The sequence below is a fragment of the Cytobacillus sp. OWB-43 genome (assembly GCF_034651445.1).
Lineage (GTDB): Bacteria > Bacillota > Bacilli > Bacillales > Cytobacillaceae > Cytobacillus > Cytobacillus kochii.
Window position 1 is genome coordinate 43,998 of the sequence record NZ_JAYEFF010000001.1, and the last position, 22,169, is coordinate 66,166.

23 protein-coding genes are annotated in these 22,169 nt (G+C 34.3%); 13 read left to right on the forward strand and 10 right to left on the reverse strand.

Annotated features, from left to right (window positions below):
* Nucleotides 1-149 precede the first annotated feature (149 nt).
* The 3 genes from U9M49_RS00280 (at nucleotide 150) to U9M49_RS00290 (ending at nucleotide 4,003) form a co-directional block, all read left to right on the forward strand.
* The gene (locus U9M49_RS00280) at nucleotides 150-1,892 is read left to right on the forward strand and encodes a phospho-sugar mutase (RefSeq protein WP_322909122.1); all 1,743 of its coding nucleotides are present in this window, start codon (nucleotides 150-152) and stop codon (nucleotides 1,890-1,892) included.
* Between the two features lie 343 nt (nucleotides 1,893-2,235).
* On the forward strand, nucleotides 2,236-3,354 hold the full coding sequence (locus tag U9M49_RS00285) for a GAF domain-containing sensor histidine kinase (protein ID WP_322909123.1): 1,119 nt from the start codon (nucleotides 2,236-2,238) through the stop codon (nucleotides 3,352-3,354).
* A gap of 16 nt (nucleotides 3,355-3,370) precedes the next feature.
* Nucleotides 3,371-4,003 (forward strand): response regulator, encoded by a 633-nt coding sequence (locus U9M49_RS00290; protein WP_095369952.1) that lies wholly within the window; start codon nucleotides 3,371-3,373, stop codon nucleotides 4,001-4,003.
* A 49-nt stretch (nucleotides 4,004-4,052) separates the two neighbouring features.
* On the opposite strand, the gene U9M49_RS00295 is transcribed toward U9M49_RS00290, so the two are convergent.
* On the reverse strand, nucleotides 4,053-4,304 hold the full coding sequence (locus tag U9M49_RS00295; protein ID WP_095369951.1) for a YhdB family protein: 252 nt from the start codon (nucleotides 4,302-4,304) through the stop codon (nucleotides 4,053-4,055).
* Between the two features lie 199 nt (nucleotides 4,305-4,503).
* On the opposite strand from U9M49_RS00295, the gene U9M49_RS00300 reads away from it, so the two are divergent.
* Nucleotides 4,504-4,848, forward strand: a complete 345-nt coding sequence (locus tag U9M49_RS00300; RefSeq protein WP_095369950.1) for a DUF3889 domain-containing protein — start codon at nucleotides 4,504-4,506, stop codon at nucleotides 4,846-4,848.
* Nucleotides 4,849-5,050: 202 nt separating this feature from the next.
* The gene (locus tag U9M49_RS00305; RefSeq protein WP_095369949.1) at nucleotides 5,051-6,457 is read left to right on the forward strand and encodes a SpoVR family protein; all 1,407 of its coding nucleotides are present in this window, start codon (nucleotides 5,051-5,053) and stop codon (nucleotides 6,455-6,457) included.
* A 117-nt stretch (nucleotides 6,458-6,574) separates the two neighbouring features.
* Here the strand turns inward: U9M49_RS00305 and U9M49_RS00310 are convergent, their stop codons facing one another.
* On the reverse strand, nucleotides 6,575-7,438 hold the full coding sequence (locus U9M49_RS00310) for a YitT family protein (RefSeq protein WP_095369948.1): 864 nt from the start codon (nucleotides 7,436-7,438) through the stop codon (nucleotides 6,575-6,577).
* Nucleotides 7,439-7,640: 202 nt separating this feature from the next.
* Here U9M49_RS00310 and U9M49_RS00315 point away from each other — a divergent pair, with 202 nt between their 5' ends.
* Nucleotides 7,641-8,552 (forward strand): cation diffusion facilitator family transporter, encoded by a 912-nt coding sequence (locus U9M49_RS00315; RefSeq protein ID WP_095369947.1) that lies wholly within the window; start codon nucleotides 7,641-7,643, stop codon nucleotides 8,550-8,552.
* Here U9M49_RS00315 and U9M49_RS00320 read toward each other — a convergent pair.
* Nucleotides 8,549-8,860, reverse strand: coding sequence for an ArsR/SmtB family transcription factor (locus tag U9M49_RS00320; RefSeq protein WP_095369946.1), 312 nt, complete (start codon nucleotides 8,858-8,860; stop codon nucleotides 8,549-8,551). The genes U9M49_RS00315 and U9M49_RS00320 overlap by 4 nt on opposite strands.
* A 217-nt stretch (nucleotides 8,861-9,077) precedes the next feature.
* On the opposite strand from U9M49_RS00320, the gene U9M49_RS00325 reads away from it, so the two are divergent.
* Nucleotides 9,078-9,776, forward strand: coding sequence for a response regulator transcription factor (locus tag U9M49_RS00325; protein WP_095369945.1), 699 nt, complete (start codon nucleotides 9,078-9,080; stop codon nucleotides 9,774-9,776).
* Between the two features lie 58 nt (nucleotides 9,777-9,834).
* Nucleotides 9,835-11,172, forward strand: a complete 1,338-nt coding sequence (locus tag U9M49_RS00330; RefSeq protein WP_322909124.1) for a HAMP domain-containing sensor histidine kinase — start codon at nucleotides 9,835-9,837, stop codon at nucleotides 11,170-11,172.
* Nucleotides 11,173-11,219: 47 nt separating this feature from the next.
* Here the strand turns inward: U9M49_RS00330 and U9M49_RS00335 are convergent, their stop codons facing one another.
* Nucleotides 11,220-12,578: a hemolysin family protein gene (locus U9M49_RS00335; RefSeq protein ID WP_307318311.1), complete on the reverse strand. Its 1,359-nt coding sequence runs from the start codon at nucleotides 12,576-12,578 to the stop codon at nucleotides 11,220-11,222.
* Nucleotides 12,579-13,079: 501 nt separating this feature from the next.
* Entirely contained in the window at nucleotides 13,080-13,628 is a 549-nt protein-coding gene (locus U9M49_RS00340) for a GNAT family N-acetyltransferase (protein WP_095369942.1), read from the reverse strand.
* Between the two features lie 155 nt (nucleotides 13,629-13,783).
* Between U9M49_RS00340 and U9M49_RS00345 the strand changes: the two genes are divergently transcribed.
* Complete coding sequence (locus tag U9M49_RS00345; RefSeq protein WP_095369941.1) at nucleotides 13,784-15,013, forward strand: dicarboxylate/amino acid:cation symporter; 1,230 nt, start codon at nucleotides 13,784-13,786, stop codon at nucleotides 15,011-15,013.
* Between the two features lie 534 nt (nucleotides 15,014-15,547).
* On the forward strand, nucleotides 15,548-16,015 hold the full coding sequence (locus tag U9M49_RS00350; RefSeq protein WP_191815030.1) for a helix-turn-helix transcriptional regulator: 468 nt from the start codon (nucleotides 15,548-15,550) through the stop codon (nucleotides 16,013-16,015).
* 52 nt (nucleotides 16,016-16,067) lie between these two features.
* Here the strand turns inward: U9M49_RS00350 and U9M49_RS00355 are convergent, their stop codons facing one another.
* Nucleotides 16,068-16,574: a universal stress protein gene (locus U9M49_RS00355; protein ID WP_157733753.1), complete on the reverse strand. Its 507-nt coding sequence runs from the start codon at nucleotides 16,572-16,574 to the stop codon at nucleotides 16,068-16,070.
* A 102-nt stretch (nucleotides 16,575-16,676) separates the two neighbouring features.
* Between U9M49_RS00355 and U9M49_RS00360 the strand changes: the two genes are divergently transcribed.
* Nucleotides 16,677-18,677: a PBP1A family penicillin-binding protein gene (locus U9M49_RS00360; protein ID WP_322909125.1), complete on the forward strand. Its 2,001-nt coding sequence runs from the start codon at nucleotides 16,677-16,679 to the stop codon at nucleotides 18,675-18,677.
* A 102-nt stretch (nucleotides 18,678-18,779) separates the two neighbouring features.
* Here the strand turns inward: U9M49_RS00360 and U9M49_RS00365 are convergent, their stop codons facing one another.
* Nucleotides 18,780-19,100 (reverse strand): hypothetical protein, encoded by a 321-nt coding sequence (locus U9M49_RS00365; RefSeq protein ID WP_095369938.1) that lies wholly within the window; start codon nucleotides 19,098-19,100, stop codon nucleotides 18,780-18,782.
* Between the two features lie 240 nt (nucleotides 19,101-19,340).
* Between U9M49_RS00365 and fumC the strand changes: the two genes are divergently transcribed.
* Nucleotides 19,341-20,714 (forward strand): class II fumarate hydratase, encoded by a 1,374-nt coding sequence (gene fumC / locus U9M49_RS00370; protein WP_322909126.1) that lies wholly within the window; start codon nucleotides 19,341-19,343, stop codon nucleotides 20,712-20,714.
* A gap of 56 nt (nucleotides 20,715-20,770) precedes the next feature.
* Here fumC and U9M49_RS00375 read toward each other — a convergent pair whose 3' ends face one another.
* On the reverse strand, nucleotides 20,771-20,971 hold the full coding sequence (locus tag U9M49_RS00375; protein ID WP_157733752.1) for an alpha/beta-type small acid-soluble spore protein: 201 nt from the start codon (nucleotides 20,969-20,971) through the stop codon (nucleotides 20,771-20,773).
* Nucleotides 20,972-21,333: 362 nt separating this feature from the next.
* Between U9M49_RS00375 and U9M49_RS00380 the strand changes: the two genes are divergently transcribed.
* Nucleotides 21,334-21,594, forward strand: a complete 261-nt coding sequence (locus U9M49_RS00380; protein ID WP_095369936.1) for a metal-sensitive transcriptional regulator — start codon at nucleotides 21,334-21,336, stop codon at nucleotides 21,592-21,594.
* 52 nt (nucleotides 21,595-21,646) lie between these two features.
* Here the strand turns inward: U9M49_RS00380 and U9M49_RS00385 are convergent, their stop codons facing one another.
* Complete coding sequence (locus U9M49_RS00385) at nucleotides 21,647-21,841, reverse strand: hypothetical protein (protein ID WP_095369935.1); 195 nt, start codon at nucleotides 21,839-21,841, stop codon at nucleotides 21,647-21,649.
* Between the two features lie 51 nt (nucleotides 21,842-21,892).
* A complete protein-coding gene (locus U9M49_RS00390; RefSeq protein WP_251161279.1) occupies nucleotides 21,893-22,105 on the reverse strand; it encodes a YheE family protein in 213 nt (70 codons plus the stop codon).
* Nucleotides 22,106-22,169: the final 64 nt, after the last annotated feature.

Here is a 22,169-nt window from a genome sequence, read left to right on the forward strand (position 1 = left end):
ATATATCCTTTAAAGAAATTGAAACAGAAACTGCAGTAATTTATTGAAAATTTTATAAAAATCCACTATTTTTAATAAGAGAGAATAGCTTAAAAAATGGATTATTTTAGTCGATAATGGAAAGAGGCATTTAACTAGGGGGGAAAACGATGGATTGGAAAAGCAATGTAGATAGATGGAATACATATTCGCAATTGACTTCTGAAATGAAAGAAGAATTAATTCAATTAAATGACAATGAAAACCATTTGGAAGATGCATTTTATAAAGACCTCGAGTTCGGAACAGGTGGGATGAGAGGAGAGATCGGTGTAGGCACAAATAGAATGAATATTTATACCGTTAGAAAAGCATCTTACGGTTTAGCCAAATACATAATTGAAAAAGGGCAGGAAGCAAAAGCAAGAGGTGTGGTGATTGCCTATGATTCAAGACATATGTCACCAGAATTTGCTTTAGAAGCGGCAAAAACGCTTGCTTCAAATGATATTCAAACATATATCTTCGATGAGTTAAAACCCACACCTGAGCTTTCGTTTGCTGTAAGGTATTTGCATGCATATGCTGGTATTGTCATTACGGCTAGTCATAATCCAAAAGAATACAATGGTTTCAAAGTATACGGGCCGGATGGAGCACAATTGATACCAGAAGATGCCGATACAGTTATAGCAAAAGTAAATCAAATTGAAAACGAGTTACTTATTGAAGTAGAAGAAGAAGCACTGTTAAGAGAGAGAGAACTGATTGTTACAATCGGCGCATCTATTGATCGTGCTTATGTTCAAAAGTTACAGACAATTTCAGAAGACCGTTCTATAGGAGAAAAAACGGATCTTTCTATCGTATTTTCTCCATTACATGGTACTGGCAATAAACCGGTTAGAGAAGGGCTTGCAAGCTTGAATTATAAGCATGTTCATATTGTAGAGGAACAAGATAAACCTGATGGTGATTTTCCTACAGTAGATAGCCCTAATCCTGAAGAAAGGTCTGCATTTACGTTGGCTATAAAAAAAGGGAAAGAGGTAAATGCTGATTTACTTATTGCTACTGACCCCGATGCGGACAGATTAGGAATAGCAGTTAAAAATGATAAAAATGAGTATGAGCTTCTGACAGGCAATCAGACAGGTGCTCTAATTCTTTACTACATGCTAGCACAAAAGAAGGATAAAGATAGCATTCCGTCAAATGGAATTGTATTGAAAACAATTGTAACTTCAGAGCTAGGAAGAGAAATTGCAGCTTCGTTTGGTTTAACTACAAAAGATGTACTTACAGGCTTTAAATTTATTGCTGAGAAAATAAAAGAATATGAAACAACAGGTGAGTATAAATTCCTTTTTGGTTATGAAGAAAGCTATGGTTATTTGATTGGTGATTTTGCAAGAGATAAGGATGCTGTTCAAGCAGCACTATTAATTGCTGAAGCAGCTGCTTTTTATAAAGAAAAGGGCCAAACCCTTTATGATGTATTAATGATGATTTATGAAAAGTATGGTTATTTCCGTGAAGGATTAAAGTCGATAACTTTAAAAGGCAAAGCAGGTACAGAAACAATTGCAAACATACTCTCTACGTTTAGAAATGCATCTTCAATTGATATAGAAGGTCTTAGTCATATCGCGACAGAAGATTATTTAACAAGTATTCGTACAGAAAGTGATCATCGTTCGGATATTCATCTTCCGAAATCTAATGTATTAAAGTACTTCTTCGCTGATGGTACATGGATTTGTTTACGCCCATCAGGAACGGAACCAAAGATTAAGTTTTACTTCGGTGTTAAAAGCGAATCATTAAGCTTGAGTCAAGAAAAGCTTGACCATGTTCAAGTGGAACTAATGAAGAAAGTGGATCAATTGATACAAGAGGAATTGAAAAACTAAAAAAATTCGAACATCATTCAAATCTTAAAGGATGAGAATATGTTCGATTTTTTTATTCAAGTAATGGCCTTGTTAATCCCTCATGAACCCTAGGGTAAATAAAAGTAAAGTTCATTAAAGAGATCATTGTAGTAAAGGTTTGTTTTAGCAGTAGCTTATTTAAAGCCAAACAAAGTGGATTCGCGTTTTGAGGATAATTGCTGAGGATTCACCAATTTTAGTTAAAAGTAGTAGCAAATAAGCTTCATATATACGACCTTAGGCTGAGATATTTTCATCGATGCGAATGAAGATCATTACATAAATACTCGTTATAATAGTCATAAAGAGAGGGTTAAAGAGAATGGCGGATCAACAAATTCGTGAAGCAGTCATACTTAAGGAAATAGCGGAATTACTTAATGAAGGAAGCGAAATGAAAGAAACATTGTCTGCTGTATTAGAAAGATTGCTACAAGTCACTCAATTACAAACAGGCTGGCTTTTTTTAATCAAGAACCATGAACCAACACTAATCGCACATCATCAATTGCCCCAAGCATTAACAACAAATCAGTTAGCTCCGATGTGTTCGAAAGAATGCTGGTGTGTAAATCGTTACAATAACGGTGAATTAAACCGTGCGAGTAATATTATCAATTGTAAAAGAATTGAAGAGGCAAAAAAGAATGGATATGCTGACATTGAAGGTTTAACCCATCATGCAACAGTTCCCCTTCGCTTTGGTGAAGAAATGTTCGGCATTTTAAATGTAGGAGCTCCGAATAAAATTCATTTCACAGAAAAGGAACTTTTTTTATTAGAATCTGTTGCTTTTCAAATAGGATCGACATTAAAAAGAATGGCATTAACTGAGAGGGAACGAGAAATGGCACTTATTGAGGAAAGAAATCGCCTTGCACAGGAATTGCATGACTCTGTCAATCAATTGTTATTTTCGGTTAGTTTAACGGCTCGAGGAGGAAGAGAGATAACAAAATCTAAAACTGTTCAAGAAACATTTACTTATATACAAGAGCTTTCCCAACAAGCACTTCATGAAATGCGTGATCTGATCTGGCAGTTACAACCAAAAAGTCTAGAAAACGGGTTGCTTACATCATTAAAAGAATACAGTGAAATGCTTGGGCTTCAGTTACATTGTCATGTTAATACATTAACAAATATTTCTCCACAAACAGAAGAAACTTTATGGAGGATAGCTCAAGAGGCAATGATGAATTGTAAGAAGCATTCTGGTCAGGATAAGATTGATATTGCAATTGATTTCAACCAGGATAAACAGATAATACAGATGAGTATAACTGATCAGGGTGTAGGATTTAATTACAGTCCATCTGTATTCTTACCTTCCCATGGATTGCGAAATATGCGTCAACGAACTGAACGGCGGAATGGTACAATGGAAATAACTACTAGTGAAGGGGAGGGGACGAAGATCATTATACGCCTGTTCAATTGAGAGGAGGGTCTAACGGGTGAATGTATTAATTATTGACGATCATCATGTTGTAAGAAAAGGGCTTATCTTTTTTTTGAAAACACAAAAGGATATCCATATTGTTGGTGAAGGAAGTACTGGAGAGGAAGCAATAAAATTAACAGAACAATGTATGCCTGATCTTATTTTAATGGATCTTGATATGCCTGACATGAATGGAATCGAAGCAACTAAAGCAATTAGAAAGAAATTTCCTCAAGTAAAAATACTCATACTGACAAGTTATTCAGATCAAAGCCATTGTATCCCTGCAATAGCAGCCGGCGCATCAGGTTATCAACTTAAGGATGTTGAACCAGATGAGCTCGTAAAAACGATGAATGAAATAATGGACGGGGAAAATTATATCCACCCTAAAGCGACCACTCATTTAATGTCAAAATTCTCACATGAAAATGAGGACATACATTTATGGCATGAACTTACAAAAAGAGAAAAAGAAGTATTATCCGAAATGGGTAAAGGTAAATCCAATAAAGAAATAGCGACCGATTTATTTATAACAGAGAAAACGGTAAAAACACATGTGTCTCATATATTATCAAAGTTAGACGTCGATGACCGCACGCAAGCGGCCATTTTTGCAGTGAAAAATAACTTTGTCAAATAAAAGAAGAGCACTACAAATAGATAGTGCTCTTACATTATTTGGTGGAATTCTACATAAAATAGGGTGAAGCTGTTTTCATTTCTTCTTCCGATAATTGATTGGCGTGATCAATATAACGTAGAAGTGTATATAGATGCTGTTCGATAATCGTGTAATCTTTTTCAAAATTGTACGCATGTAGAAAATGCTCGATTTTTTTCGCTAAAAATTGATCACTTGTTCTAACCATAAGAATGAGTAAATTATCCCATTCGGATCGGTGAGTATAATATAACGCACGGTCATAATCCACTTTATTCATTTTCATTCTCCTCCCTTGGGAGTTAAGATTAGTTTGAGCCATAATGAATTATTTTTTCAACCAAAAATTTGGTCAACCTGTTATTGCACGTTTATCAAGTTTTACCTGTATAAAAATAAATTTCTTACATTGATACATAATCGAGTTACAATTTGAAAAAGATAGAAGTAGTAATTTTAGATAAACGGGGGTTTATTGTATGAAAAAGCTACTTTTATTGTTACTTACTGTAGTATGTTTAAACTACATTCAGGCACCAGTATTTGCCGACGTACATACACATGGAGAACATAAAGAAAAAGTCGATTATAAAAAATACGGCAGAATTGCAACAGTGGTTGTGAAGGAAGATTACCCAGAGGAAGAAGTTGTTGATTATCAGTATGCTGGAAGACGGATGATTTCAGAAAATGAAGTCATTGATACTTTTATATTTCAAGTAAAAGAGGATGGAAAAGATTTGACTGTGCTTGTTAAAGTAACTCATCGACTAGACGATAGTAAATTTTTAAATTTAACTGTTGAAGAGCAGGAGCGAAAGTGAAAAGAATGTAGTAAACGCCTAGCGTCTCCTTTAGAAAAAAATAATTATTTCACAAAGGATGCTCATTTTAAGGGCATCCTTTGTTTGTCTAAATGAGGATTAAATGGATCACTAAAAGTCTTGTTTGAAAGACTGAAGTATACTCATCATTCTCTTTTTTCTATCATAGATTATGTTAAAGGTGAAGATAGGGAGTGAGAGAATGCTTGGTAGTGAACATAAATCGTTAGAGTATGCAATAGACGAAATCACAGAAATCGCCACAGGTTTTGGGCTGGATTTTTATCCGATGAGATATGAGGTATGTCCAGCAGAAATAATTTATACTTTTGGTGCTTATGGGATGCCAACAAGGTTTTCCCACTGGAGTTTTGGAAAGCAATTTTTTAAGATGAAACTACATTATGATCTCGGTTTGTCGAAAATATATGAATTGGTGATTAACTCTGATCCCTGTTATGCTTTTTTATTAAATTCCAACTCTTTAATTCAAAACAAATTAATTGTCGCACATGTCCTTGCTCACTGTGACTTTTTTAAAAATAATGTTCGATTCCAAAATACAAAGAGAGATATGGTTGAAAGCATGTCTGCTACGGCAGAGCGTATTAGAAAATATGAAATTGACTATGGAAAAAAAGAAGTAGAGACATTTTTAGATGCCATTTTAGCTATTGAAGAGCATATAGATCCTTCTCTTATGCGCCCGAAATTTATTTGGGATCATGAAGAAGAAGAAGAGAGCTCGTCTTTCCATGTTGAAACGCCTTATGACGATTTATGGGGACTTGATCAAAAAGAAGTAAAACAGAAAAAGAAAAAAATGAAGAAGTTCCCACCTAAGCCAGAAAAAGATATACTTTTATTCATTGAACAATACAGCCGTGAATTGACTGATTGGCAGAGAGATATCTTAACAATGATGCGAGAAGAGATGCTCTACTTTTGGCCACAACTTGAGACGAAAATTATGAACGAAGGCTGGGCCTCCTTTTGGCATCAACGAATTTTAAGGGAGATGGATCTTACTTCTGGAGAAGCTTTGGAATTTGCGAAATTAAATGCTGGTGTTGTGCAACCATCAAAAACAAGTATTAACCCTTATTACCTTGGCTTGAAGATTTTTGAGGATATTGAAGAACGATATAATCACCCTACGGAAGAAATGATTAGGAGAGGAGTAGAGGTTGGCTCTGGTAGGGAAAAAATGTTTGAAGTACGAGAAATTGAATCTGATATCTCGTTTATCCGGAATTACTTGACAAAAGATTTAGTGATGAGAGAGGATATGTATTTATTTCAAAAGCAAGGAAAAGATTATAAAGTTGTCGATAAAGGATGGGAAAATGTGCGCGATCAGCTAGTTAGTATGAGAGTAAATGGGGGATTTCCTTATCTGACGGTAAATGATGGAGATTATATGAAGAATGGTGAGTTGTATTTAAAGCATTGGTTTGAAGGGATTGAGCTTGATTTGAAATACTTAGAGAAAGTTCTGCCTTATGTATATCAGTTATGGGGAAGAGCGGTTCATATGGAAACAATTGTAGAAGAGAAGGAAATGGTTTTTACTTATGATGGAAAGGCGCTTCATAGAAAATATCTATAAAGGTGACCACTGAAAATTCAATGATCATGAAAAATACGAACAGTTGAGGATTCGCTTCTGTTCGTATTTTTATGGGTGGTGGTTAAACAGCAATAGATGAATGGCAGTATTTTAAAACTAATGAAGAGCAGATTTGAATTTACTACCTCGTGCTTCTTGTGTGTCCATTATGGTTGTAAAAGCAAGAGGATCAATCTCAGCAATGATAGTTTTAAGTTTAGATATTTCTAATCGAGTCACAACAACATAAATAATTTCTTTATCAGTATTAATATATCCACCTTTGCCGTTCAACTTCGTCACACTTCTTCCTAGCTTTGTAATAATACAATCAGCCATCTCCTTATAATGGTCAGAAACGATGAGCACAGCTTTCGTATCTCCTTCAAAACCTTGTACAACCATATCAATCGTTTTAGAAGCAATATAGTAAGTGATGATTGAATACATGGCTTGTTCCCACCCCAAGACGAATCCTGCCCAGACAAAAACGAAAATATTAAAGAACATGATAAATTCCCCTATAGAAAAGGGGATTTTTTTTGTTAAAAGAATTGCCATAATATCAGTTCCATCTAACGCACCACCATGTCGAATGACTAGCCCCACTCCTGCTCCTAGGATGACACCTCCGAATACTGTTGCCAGTAACGGGGTAGATGTAAAAGGAGAGGTATGATGAAATAGTGATTCGACTCCTGCTAAAGAGATAATGCCTATTAGGGAAGCAAGAAAAAAACTTTTTCCTAATAGCTTATAACCAGCAATTAAAAAAGGAATATTAAAACAAATAAATAATACACCGAAATGGATGGTTGTTAAATGGTTAACGATTAAGGAAATACCAATAATGCCACCATCTATAATCAGATTTGGTATAAGAAATAATTCAATTGATAAAGCAGCAAGTGTAGCACCAGCAATGATCATTAAGAACTTATAAATAAAATATGCTTTACGGTTGATGAGTGCTTTTATCATGAAAAATCCTACTTTCTGTTGAAGAAGCTTTGTTCGTATGGTTTTGTTATTATGTGTAAAATATTATTTTTGTAAACAATACCATATTTTGGACTATAAACAAACTTTTCATTCGATTTCATACAAAACAGTTGAACAATTTCGTTTAGTTCTTCATAATGTAATATATGAACATATATTCATATATAAGAGGTGAATTATAATGAGTCATGATCATTCCCATTCTCATCATCATCATTCGTCTAACAATCAAAATGTATTATTACTTACCTTCTGTTTAATTTTTGGATTCATGATTATTGAGTTTATTGGTGGTCTGTGGACGAATAGTTTAGCACTTTTATCAGATGCAGGCCATATGTTAAGTGATGCAGGAGCGTTAGGGTTAAGCTATATTGCCATCAAGATAGCTCAAAGGGAATCAACCAACAAAAAAACATTCGGATTTAAAAGGTTTGAAATTTTAGCGGCGGCGATAAATGGGGTAACATTAATAGTCATCGCTATTCTTATCATGATTGAAAGTGTGAAAAGGTTTATCTCACCGCCAGAAGTAGCAAGCTTAGGTATGTTAACAATTGCTACAATTGGTTTTCTTATCAATATAGTAGCAGCTGTTATCTTAATGAAAGGTGACAAAGATGAAAACCTTAATGTGAAAAGTGCGTTTCTTCATGTAATTGGAGATTTACTAGGCTCTGTAGGAGCGATTATAGCAGGTTTACTGATCTACTTTTTTGACTGGGGTATTGCTGACCCAATAGCAAGTTTAATTGTTGCTATTTTGATTATAAATAGCGGCTATAGAGTGACAAAAGAAGCCTTTCATGTATTGATGGAAGGGGTACCTGACGGGATGCAAATTGAGGAAATTAAAGCCTCCATCAAAACACTTCAAAATGTAGAGGATGTACATGATATACATCTCTGGACGATTACTTCAGGATTCCCTGCTTTTAGTTGCCATATTGTCTTAAATGATGATGGGCACCATGATACTGTCCTCAAAGAAACAAAAGAATTACTTTCTCATCAATTTGGCATCAATCATAGTACAATCCAAGTTGAAGGCAGAAGCAGTGGTTGTCCAAACCATAAGGACGTGTGTAATTAAGAATGGCGAGTATGTTCTATTGTTTGTTTTAATAAATGCATAACATGTTCATCATCGTGACTATAATATAAAGTAGTTCCTTCACGTCGGAATTTAACTAGCCTCAAGTTTTTTAGGAATCTTAATTGATGGGAGACAGTTGATTGCAACAGAGAGAGCTTATCGGCAATCTCATTTACCGAGTGTTCTTCGTGAAAAAGTAAATGTAGGATTCTAAGCCTTGTCGGATCAGATAAGGCTTTAAAAGTTTGTGTGACTAAAAAAAGAGTTTCTTCGTCTAATTCGTTATAAGATGGATTGTCGTTCATTATTTTATTCACCTTCCTATTTATCATAAGTATACCTTTGTTAAAATCGAAAATAAATATCGAAGTCATCTTTCGATTGCATTTAGTGATGACGAAATGTGACTTTCATATTTTTAACACCGTTTTGACACATAAATGAGATATAATTCTTTTATTAAAATGAAAATATACCTATACAATAAACTTAGATTACCTGTTTAAAGGATGGTGGTTATACATGAATTTATTAGTAGTTGAAGATAATGAAAGTGTTTGTACAATGCTTGAAATGTTTTTCATGAAAGAAGGATATAAAGGAACCTTTGTCCACGATGGACAATCAGGATTTGAGGCGTTTAATAAAGGAGAATGGGATTTAATTATACTCGATTGGATGCTCCCAGCTATGGACGGTGTAACATTATGTAGAAAGATCCGTGATATTAGCAGTGTGCCCATTATTATGTTAACAGCGAAAGACAGTGAATCTGATCAAGTACTTGGACTTGAGATGGGTGCGGATGATTATGTGACGAAACCATTTAGCCCGTTAACTTTAATGGCGAGGATTAAAGCCGTATCTAGAAGATTTCAATCAGATACAACAGAGAAGGATCATCACTTTACGACAAGCCATTTTTTCAAAATTAGTAAAGAAGCTAGAGAAGTCTACTTTAAAGATGAACTGCTTTCAAATTTAACACCTAAAGAGTTCGATTTATTGTATTACTTTATTACCCATCCAAAACAAGTATTTTCGAGAGAGCAATTACTCGATAAAGTATGGGGATACCAATTTTATGGAGATGAAAGGACAGTCGATGTTCATATTAAACGTTTAAGGAAAAAGATAGGCAGTGCAGATCAACCATTTATCCATACTGTGTGGGGTGTAGGTTACAAATTTGATGAGTCGACGGATACCTATGAGAAATAAATATTTTCTTAAACTGCTATCCAGTCATGTTCTTATTCTAATACTGGCGTTTCTATTAATGGGTTTGATTTTTTCACAATTTGTAAGAAGTTATATATTCGAAAACAAAGTGGAAGAATTAAATGAATATGGCCAGCAGATTTTAGAAGATGTATCCATTCATGAAGAAAGTCCACAAACTTTTTTGAATAAATATAGTAAGCTACTTGAAGCAAGAAATATTCAATATATTTTATTCGATAGTAATGCAGATATTATCTACCCCAATGTTTCTATGGACCCTAGTATACGCCTTTCCCAAAAAGAGTGGGAAAAGTTGTCAAAAGGTGAGTCTGTAACAATCCTTCATGATATTAAACGGTTTGAACAGGAAGTATCATTAGTAGCTTTACCGTCAATGGAAGGTGAAAACATAACCGGTGGAATTTTATTACTTTCGCCGATAAGTACGTCTTTAAAAATGATTGGACAGCTTAATCAATATTTATTGTATACGATTGCTATAGCTGCAACGGCAGCAATCTTTTTAAGTTTAATCTTCTCCCGTAACTTATCAACTAGAGTGAGAGCGTTTAGAAAAGCAACTTCAATGATTTCATCAGGCGATTATAATGTAAATGTGCCAGATGATTCCAAGGATGATTTAGGTTATTTAGCAAGGGATTTTAATGAGATGGTTGTGCAATTAAAAAAATCTCAAGAGGAAATTGAAAGGCTAGAAAATCGCAGACAAAAATTTCTTGCCGATGTCTCACATGAATTAAGGACACCATTAACGACTATTAGTGGATTAGCAGAAGGAATTAAAAATCAATTGATTCCTGAAGAGGAAGTTGATAAAGGGATGAATTTAATTGACCGTGAAGCTAAAAGGTTGATTAGATTAGTAAATGAAAACTTAGACTATGAAAAGATTCGTTCAAACCAATTAGAATTACATATGATTGATATTCAAGCTATTGAGGTATTTGAAGTCGTAAGTGAACAGCTTCTAATGCAAGCAGATGAAAAAAATAACCAAATTTATATTGAGGCAGCAGATGATATCTATATTCATGCTGACTATGACCGCTTGATTCAAATTCTTATTAATATTGTTAAAAATAGTATTCAATTCACAGAAAACGGATGGATATCCATGCGCGCCTTTGAGAATGAGCATGATATTTGTATTGAAATTGAAGATAATGGAATTGGTATAGATCCAAAAGAAGTTGATTGGATTTGGGAAAGATTCTACAAGGCGGACAGTTCAAGAACGAACAGTTATTTTGGTGAATTTGGGATTGGTTTGTCAATCGTAAAACAATTAGTTTCTTTACACCGTGGTAAAATAGATGTTCAAAGTGAAACAAATAATGGAACCATTTTCCGATTGTTTTTTCCTAAAAAATGAATGGCAAAATAAAAAAATCGCGCTGAATTTCAGCGCGGTTTTTTATTTCATATTTGGACTTGTGATTCTGTAGACAAAGGAATTTGGGAAGGAGCTATTTCTTCAATTACTGGTTTCTTGTATACCTCCACTAATTTGATATGGTGATCTTCCATTTCTACAATAGTAAACACAAAGTTCTCCTGTTCAATAAAGTCGCCTTCTTTGGCTTCATAATTCTCAGTTAACAACCAACCACCTATTGTGTCAACATCTTCATCATTGATGGAAATATCTAAAATATCGTTAATTTGGCTAACTAAAACTTTTCCATCTAAGATATAATGATTATCTTTCACTTTTTGAACACTTGGTACTTCGTCCACATCAAACTCATCTCTAATATCACCGACAATTTCTTCGATAATATCTTCAACGGTCACCAATCCTGAAGTTCCACCATATTCATCCATCAATATAGCCATATGGATACGTTCTTTTTGCATTTTTAACAACAAATCATGAATCGGTGTAGAATCGATTACACGAATGATAGGACGAATATAAGTGGATATCGGTTTTATTGTTGACTGAGACTTAGAAGAAATTAGGTCCGTTAAGATTTCTTTCACATTGATCATACCGATGATATGGTCTTTATCACCGTCTATAATGGGATACCGTGTGAACTTTTCATTCTTGGCGGTAGGTAAAAATTCCTCTAGGGTATCATCTTTAGAAATAGAAATAATCTCTGTACGTGGGACCATAATTTCTTTCGCAATGCGGTCATCAAAATCAAATATTTTGTTCACATATTTAAATTCCGATTGGTTGATTTCCCCGCTTTCATAACTTTCTGAAAGAATAATCCTTAATTCTTCTTCAGAGTGAGCCATTTCGTGTTCAGAAGCAGGTTTTAGCCCAATCATTTTTGTTAACAATCTGGCAGATCCGTTTAGCACCCAGATAAATGGGAACATAATGCGATAGAACCAAATTAAAGGCTTGGCTACCATTAATGTGACCGTTTCGGCTTTCTGAATAGCAATTGTTTTCGGCGCAAGCTCTCCAACGACAACATGTAAAAATGTAACGATGGTAAAGGCGAATGCAATAATCAAAATATGAGATAATGAGGCAGGTATATGAAACAACTGGAATATCGGTAAAAGTAGATTTTCAAATGTTGTTTCACCAAGCCAACCGAGAGCTAATGCCGTAATCGTAATACCTAATTGACAGGCAGACAAATACTCATCTAAATGAGTAGTTACTTTTTTTACTGAGATGGCTCTCTTGCTACCTTCTTCGATTAATTGATCCACTTTTGAGCTTCGTACTTTCACAATAGCAAATTCTGAAACGACAAAGAATGCCGTTAAGCCAATTAAAATGGCAACAATAACCAAGTTTAATATATCCAAATAAATTCCCCTAAACCCAATAAAGGGTAGGGTGTCACCTCCTGAGAATTGAAAAATAGATGAGCTCCTATAACAAGCAATCGAAGCAATCAATGAGTTAAGTATCTATTTGATATATACTTAAATTTTCCTATTTCAAATTTAGAGGTAAAGATTTATCGTCTTTAATTTAAAAAAATATGGAATAGCTTCGATTACCATGTAAATCACTGTATTTCTTTTCCATAGTAAGTTCATCATCATAATTAGAAAAAACTTCATTTAAGACTATTTCATGCAATAACTTAATTTTCGCTAATCCACCGATGCGATAGAATATCCCATTTTACCACCTCAGTTTGAATATTTTAAAAATAATTATACGTTAAGAAAATATAATCAGTCAAAGGGTAACTTCTTATTTAAGACTATTTTATTCGAAAATTCTGTAAATATGAAGGTCGAAAGAACGAATTACTGTTCCATTTAGGCTCAATTAAGGGTATAATATTCATACATCTTTTACCAATTGTGATCTGTACTTAACAGAGAATAAAGAACAAGGTCATGAAAATGGTTATTAATGTATTCGTTGTCTCTGAGAATACCTTCTTGAGTAAAACCTAATCTTTCTGGTATTTTACGGCTTTTTTCATTTTGTACGGCACATTTGATTTCTAGGCGATGAAGATGTAAAAGAGAAAACGTATAGTTAATGAGGTGATTAGCTGATTTCGTAATAAGACCTTTTCCTTGATGTGTCTGGTCTAATAAATAACCAATGCTTGCTTGCTTATTTTGCCAGTCTATTGTATGAAGACTAATAGAACCGATTAATTTTTGATTTATAAATATACCTAAAAAAATCCCGTTCTGTGTATGATATTGTTGGAGCCATGAGGAAATCATTGCACTTGTTTTTTCAATACTATCTGTGAATTGCACCCATGGCAACCACTCAGCTAAATACGCACGATTTTTTTCGATTAATAAATAAAAATCTTCTGAATGATAAGGCTCTAATAAGTGAAGTTTAAGAGAGGAATCGATACTCATTTTCCACTTCGACAAAAATCTCACCCTTTCGACATTTAAAAGTAAAATAAAACCATTATTATGGGTATAAAGTTCTATTTTTTATCACGAATGGACAAAATGTTTTGCAGAAACACACTTTTATATATTACGATTGTAATTCGAGTATATTATTTTATGGGAGGACTTCTATGAAAATTACCACAAAAATTATTATTGCGTTACTTGTCGGTGCAGTTGTTGGAATTATCTTAAATGTAACCGCTCCAAACGTATTTGAAGTACTAGATACGTGGTTATTTTATCCACTTGGACAAATTTTTCTTAATTTAATTAAGATGTTAGTTGTACCAATAGTTTTATTCTCAATAATTCTCGGATTTACTGGACTAGGGGATCCGAAAAAATTAGGGAGAATCGGTGTTAGAACCATTTCATATTTCCTTGTAACAACTGCAATAGCTATTGTCATTGCAATTTCTTTGGCTTTAATATTTAAGCCTGGCGAAGTTGGCACATTTGACACAGCTAATGCTGAATTCAATGCAGAAGAAGCACCACCAGTAAGTGATACCTTACTTAATATGATTCCTGCTAATCCATTTGCAGCGATGACTTCTGGTGATATGTTACAAATCATTGTTTTTGCAGCATTTATTGGTTTTGCTCTAACGATGTTAAGAGAAAAAACACAAGGTGTTATAAAGCTAATTGAACAAGGCAATGAGATTATGATGTATCTTGTTGGTGTTGTAATGAAATTTGCACCATACGGAACTTTTGGTTTAATTGCTTCAGCAATCGGAAGTCAAGGTTTCTCAGCAATTAAAGCAATGGGCTTATACTTCATCCTAGTTGTTGCTGCACTAATCATACATTTAATTATTGTATATGGAGGTACAGTATACTTCTTAGGTGGTAGAAAAAATCCTTTGAAGTTCTTTAAAGGGTTTACACCGGCAATGGGAGTGGCATTTAGTACATCTAGCAGTAATGCTGTTTTACCAATCTCAATGGAAGTAGCCCAAGAGAACTTAAAAGTACCTAAGCATATTAGTAGTTTCGTTCAACCTTTAGGAGCAACGATTAATATGGATGGAACAGCGATTATGCAAGGTGTAGCGACTATTTTTATTGCTCAAGTATATGGTATTGATTTAAGTATTGGTCAATTAGTGACAGTAGTTCTAACAGCGGTCCTTGCTAGTATTGGGACAGCAGGCGTACCGGGTGTAGGTTTAATTATGCTTGCCATGGTATTACAATCAGTTGGTTTACCTGTAGAGGGAATTGCGTTAATTCTCGGAATTGACAGATTATTAGATATGGCGCGTACAGCTGTGAATATTACAGGGGATGCAGCTTGTGCAGTTTATAATACAGCTGCAGAAGAAAGACGCGAAAAAAAATTAGCTAAATAATAATTAATAATGCATAAATAATTCATGCGTCATGCATTACTTCCGAACAACATGTGAATTCTTCTTAAAGGAGATTCACATGTGTTCGGTTTTTTTATGGGTTTTAAAGGATAAGTTTATAATTGAAATAATATTATTAAGCGGTTATGAATAGGAGAAGGATGCCATCATACATATGAGGAACGTACTTTTTGACAAAAAATAATAATATTTGATCAGTGGTAGGTGGTGGTGAAAATTGCCTGCTTCTCTTTAAAAATAATCCATTTTATATAGTCCGTATTTCTTAATTATTTGCAATTAGGTTATGTTCATTTGAGTAATCTTTCTTGCAATGTTAATATGATTATCAATCGATGTGGATTGGACTTTTAAATATTTTTATAACACAAAATGACATTTGTTGAAAAATGTATGATGTATATGTTGTTTATTCATTTCGATTTTTATTTGAAAGGTTCGAAAAATTTAATTATAATCGATATGAAAAGGTGTAAAAATACACGAAAAATAAATCAAGGGAATGAAATGATTTTGACTAGAGATGAAATCATATTAAAAGTTTCGGAAAAGATGCGCTTAATTCGTACTGAAGCTGGTTATACACAGGACAAAATGGCAGAAATCGTTGGTGTTTCAAAAAAAACACTTGTACAAATTGAAAAAGGCCGGGCCAATGCTGGTTGGTCGACTGTCGTTGCTGTATGTGCATTGTTTAGAGAAACAGAGACAGTAAGGTTTTTGTTCGGAAACGAGCCTTTAGAGGTAATTGAAACAGTAGTGAGAGAGGGAATTGATTTTCGTAAAGAGAAAACTCTAGGTGGAAAGATTTGGTGGAAAGAAATACAGAATAAAAGCGGCTATGTTTTGCAACAAAATATCATTAGTCAACATTACCGAATTATTGACGAAGAGCATTTCCGTATTTATAGTAGCTTTGATGAAACTTCTGCCAAGGAGAGATTCGCTGAAGTCATTGAAGAACTTCAACATCAATATTAATTCATTTAATACATAGCTGCAAAAAACCCAACAAAGTTGGGTTTTTTGCTTATTATTTGACGACCATTACGCTACATGGCGCTTCTTTTGTTATTTTTTCACTATTGCTTCCTAAGAAAATTCTTTTTAATCCTTCTTTTGAGGAACTTCCTACGAATATAATGTCTGCTTTTAATTCTTCAGCTAATTCGCATATAGCATCTGCCGGTTTGCCTCCCAATATTTTTATTTCTAATTTTTTTCCAGCTTCATCAGCAATTTGTTTAGCATGTGTAATCGCTTGGTCGACGCTGTTAATTATTGTTGAATGTGTCGTCTTTTCTTCTGCGTGATTACTAATATGGAGCGGTTGTATTTGCATGCCTTCAACAATCATATTATTCGATCTTAACTGAGGGTTTTTTTCAGTTGCTGAATAAGAATTTTCAATCACTTCTTCATCAGCATGAGCTAGAATGATTTTTGTGTCAGTCGTAGAGAAAGAAAGTGCTTTTTCCAATGCGTGACGGCTGTTTTCAGAATCATCATACCCGACAATAATTGTTTGAAAGTTTAACAATCTTATCACCCTTTCGTCTTATGTTATACTTTACCCTTATTGATGAAGTATAATCCTATAATAATAGAAATTTTCTTGCTAGGAACATAAGGTGGAGATGTTATGAAAAGGGAAAAAACACCATTTGTTTGGTTGAAAAACATGATAAAGAAATTGCATATATGGCAGGTAATATTATTACTCATATCACTGGGAGTCCTTTTTGGTTTAATCTATATCATTCCATTTGCAACAAATAATGATATTGAAGGTCTAAATAGTCAATTAAGCAAGCCAACGATTATTTATGATAAAAATGGTGAAGTAGCTAGTAAGGTTTCTGCTAACAAAAATGAAGGAGTAGCCTTTGAAGAGATACCGGAATCACTCATACACGCTGTTATTGCTATTGAGGATCATCGTTTTTTTCAACATGAAGGCGTCGATTATCAAGGGATTGGCCGCGCTTTTTTAACCAATATACGAGCTGGTAGAATTGTTGAAGGCGGAAGCACAATCACTCAACAACTTGTAAAAAATGAACTTCTCACTGCAGAAAAATCATATGACAGAAAGCTTCAAGAGTTTTTTATAGCTAGAGAAGTAGAACACCAATATAGTAAAGAAGAAATACTACAAATGTATTTGAATAGAATTTATTTTGGTGAGGGTGCGTATGGGGTGAAAAAAGCAGCTAATAAATACTTTGCTAAAGATTTAGGCGAATTATCGTTAAGTGAATCTGCAATGTTGGCTGGTTTAATTAAAGCACCTTCTACGATTAATCCATACAATGACAAACAAAAGGCAATAGCAAGAAAAAATCTTGTTTTAAAGCAAATGAAGCAACATGGATATATTAATGAAGAGGAAATGAATCAAGCAATAAATGTAGAAATGAGTTTTAAAGAAGGGGAAGCTGATCCAATGAAAGGAAAGTACCCTTATTATGTTGATGCTGTTCTCGAAGAAGCAATGAATCGATATGATCTCTCATTAGATGAGTTGTTAACGCAAGGTTATCAAATATATACCGAATTAGATCCTAGTATGCAAGCTGATATAGAGTCTACTTATCAAAATGATGCGATTTTTCCTTCAACAACAGGGGAGCGACCGGTTCAAAGTGGGATGATATTAATGGATCCTGAAACTGGTGGCATTCGTGCTTTAGTTGGTGGGAGAGGTGAGCATACGCTCCTTGGACATAATAGAGCCATTCACCCTGTGGGAGAACCAGGTTCAACGATGAAACCGATTATTCCTTATGCTGCTGCAATTGAAGCTGGATGGGAAAATACAGATATGTTGAAAGATGAGAAATTATCATTTGGTGAGTATGCTCCAAATAATTATAATAACCAATATCTAGGTGAAGTACCAATGTATGAGGCTGTGATGCATTCTATCAATTTACCGGCTGTATGGTTATATAATGAAATAGGTGTAGATAGAGGAAAGAAGATGGCCGAGCAATTCGGCATTCCGAAGAATGTATTGGATGGAGGCCTAGCTCTTGCTTTGGGTGGGACAAGCCGTCCTGTGTCTCCTAAAGTGATGGCTGAAGCTTATAGTGTTTTTGCTAATGGTGGTAAGAAAGAAGAAGCTCATACAATTATTGAAATAAAAACCCAATCTGATGAGCCTTTCGTTCAATGGGAAAGTAAGAAGGAAACAGTAATCTCTGAACAAACAGCAAATCAAGTGACAGCAATGCTATTAGGTGTCGTCGATTATGGTACAGGGAAAGCTGCTAAAATTGATGGAGTTGAAATCGCAGGGAAAACTGGTTCAACACAGTTAGGGATTGAAGGTTTAAGTGGGACAAAGGACCAATGGTTTGTTGGTTATACTCCTCATCTAGTAGGTGCCATCTGGGTTGGCTATGATCAAAGTGATCGTAATCATTATTTGACGACGAGTAGTAGTGAAGGCACAGCGCCAATTTTCAAGGAAGTAATGGAAAAAGTGCTTCAAGGAAAACCGATTGAAAGCTTTAATGTCGATAAAATCGATGATAAATATAAAAAGCAGCAACGTAACAAGGAGAAACAGGAACAGAGGGATGAAATAAGAAACTGGTTAGAAGATAAAAGGAATCAGTTTTTTGACTGGTTTAATTAAATATGATATTTAAAGGGAAATAATGAAAAATCTACTGAGAGAATCTTTATTCTCATGGAGAATCTTTCTTATTTCCCTATACCTTTACTAAAATAAGATATCTTATACATGTACACTTCTGTTCAATAATAAACTTTTAGGCTCTGCTGTAAAGTGAACATCATTCGTACACAACGTTTTAATTTGAATAAGTATTTCTTCTGGCTCAGTACCTTCCACAATCACTTTCAATTCGTCTTTCGGTCGGACCATCATCAGAAAGGTTACTAGTTTTGACAAGTGAGAAGGGATCACTACATTATGTTGATAAAGAAAATAAATTGTGCCGTCGTATTTATATGCAGTTTGGTATATAGCAATCATTTTCTTTATATTTAATGATTTTTCAAATTTTAAACTGGAAGAGATAATTTTTCTATTCATGATATGTAACTCCTTTTAAAAGAATTTAATAAAAAATTACCCCTTTATTTTTAAGTTAAACATTTTATAATTAGAATGTTTTACGTTTAATCTTTGTCGGATTTATTAATAGAAAAGTCGAATAACTTGATTCTGTTGATTAGGAATGTAAAACTAAGGATGGAGCTTTTATAAACCTATTTTAAAATGCTTTAAATTAGGAAAATAATAGATAGACAAGAATTTTTGGGAGGTAGTAAGATGACTGAATATCGTGTAGAGAAAGATACGATTGGTGAAATTAATGTGCCTGCTGAAAAATATTGGGGTGCACAAACAGAAAGAAGTCGCAATAATTTCAAAATAGGTATTGAAAAAATGCCATTAGAGTTAATTTATGCTTTTACTACGATTAAGCGCTCAGCAGCGATAGTCAATCATGAATTAAATAAGTTATCAGAAGAAAAGAAAAATGCAATTGTTGCAGCGTGTGATGAGGTGTTAGCTGGGAAATTTGATGAACATTTCCCTTTAGCTGTATGGCAAACAGGCAGTGGAACGCAAACAAATATGAATGTCAATGAAGTAGTGGCAAGACGGGCAAATGAATTATTGGATAATGAAGATATTTCTATTCACCCAAATGATGATATAAACATGTCGCAAAGTTCTAATGACACTTTTCCAACAGCGATGCATATTGCAGCACTGAACAGTGTGGATAAACATTTAATTCCTGCGCTTATTCGTTTAAAGGATGTCATTCTACAGAAGGAAAACGATTTTGCAGATATCGTAAAAATAGGAAGAACTCATCTTCAAGATGCAACTCCTCTTACATTAGGACAAGAAATAAGCGGTTGGCGTTATATGTTAGAGAAGGATGAGCGCCTTATCAATGAAGCGAAACTAGCACTAGGAGAACTGGCTATCGGTGGAACTGCTGTCGGAACAGGTATTAATGCTGACCCGTCGTTTGGTGATAAGATGGCTAGTGAGATTTCTAAATTAACGAAGCTCTCGTTCACTTCTTCTCCTAATAAATTTCAAGCACTAACAAGTCATAGTGAGATTGTTCATCTTCATGGAACTTTAAAAGGTTTAGCTGCAGATTTAATGAAGATTGCTAATGATGTTAGATGGCTTGCGAGTGGACCAAGAAGTGGGATTGGAGAATTAACGATACCTGCTAATGAACCAGGAAGTTCAATTATGCCAGGAAAAGTAAACCCAACACAAAGCGAAGCGTTGACAATGATTTCAAGTCAAGTATTTGGAAATGATGCAACGATAGGCTTTGCTGCCAGTCAAGGTAATTTTGAATTAAACGTCTTTAAGCCAGTAATCATTTTTAATTTGCTTCAAAGTATTACATTACTTAGTGATGGTATGAATTCTTTTAATAAAAATTGCATTGTTGGTTTAGAAGCTAATACTGAAAAAATCTCTCTGTTTGTCAATCAATCCCTGATGTTAGTGACAGCTTTAAACCCCCATATCGGGTATGAAAAAGCAGCTGAAATTGCTAAGTTAGCTTTTAAAGAGGAGCTAACATTGAAGGAAGCGGCATTAAAAACAGGATATATTACTGAAGATCAATATGATAAATGGGTTGTACCAGAAAAAATGATCTAAACAAATAAAGCCCCCTAGGTGATAGGGGGCTAATCCATATTATTAAGTTTTGCAGCTTAGAACTTTCCGCCACCAAGTTGTTGTTCAGCCATTTGAACAAGACGCTTAGTAATTTCTCCACCTACAGAACCGTTCGCACGAGATGTTGTTTCAGCGCCAAGGTTAACTCCGAATTCACTTGCGATTTCGTACTTCATTTGATCTAAAGCTTGAGCTACTCCTGGTACTACTAATTGATTTGAAGATTGGTTTGCCATAATGTGTTTCCACTCCTCTAAATTTTTTTTTGGCTGGGTTAGTTGGCAATGAACCAACGCAATTTTCTTTGCACCATATTTGGTTTAACCCATCGATAGTAGAAGTTTTAAGCGTGTTTGCCGCTTGTAATAGTTATTATGGTTGATATTTAAAAGATTATGCCTGAATATTTTTAGGGAATTATTTCCTTATAAATGTTTTGTTGTCTTTTTATTGTGCATAGGGAGGAACAGTAGAAACATGATATAATATAAATCATCAATTTAATCGTCATTAAAATTATGGGTATGCTTTTACATTCGCTAACACAGATGATTAATGATGACCCTAATCATTGAAAATGAGGTTAGAAGGTGAATAAATGGATTATACAGAGGATATGAAAAACAGGCTTAAAAGATTAGAAGGTCAAATGAGAGGCGTATTACGGATGATGGAAGAAGAGCAACATTGTAAAGATGTCGTTACTCAGCTTTCAGCTATTCGCTCGGGCATTGACCGAACGATTGGTTATGTTGTCGCAAAGAATTTGGAAGCTTGTATAAGAGAAGCAAATTCAGAAGGTAGAAATGCAGAAGAAGAGATACAACAAGCTGTTAATATGATTGTGAAAAGTAGGTAAGATGTTTTGGTAAAAGGAAAGGAACGATTGTTCACAATCGTTCCTTTTTAGTCTATTCTTCATCACAGCAATGCGGAGGTTGTTCTTTTTCTAGTTCTCTCGCTTCTTCGATATTCGTATGTCCTCCACTAACATGCACAGTACCTCCGGACATTCCTTCGTTAATATAACGATCAACATCGAGAAAGGCTTCATCGCGTCCTTCATATGGTAAATCTTTTTCTAAATCGTCTTTTTTGTTTGCCATAAATGAACCTCCTTAATTTCAGAAGAATGGTTCATATTCTTCCACAATTCTTTACCGGTCATACACATGGTAAAGCATGAGTTCGTGAATATGGCTTTTTAACTTGTCTTCATGATTTTGGTCCGGAACAGTGGATAACCATTCAATTTTTCCATCACGATGATATATACCTAAATACTTTTTGCCATGATGAAAAAAAGAAAATTTCCATCCTGGTAATTCTTTGTTTTCATATAATGATTGAAATTGAAAATGTGAAATCATGATTATTCCCCCTTGTTCTCATTTTAACTTGAATCGAGGAGTTCTGAAAATGAAAATAAACATA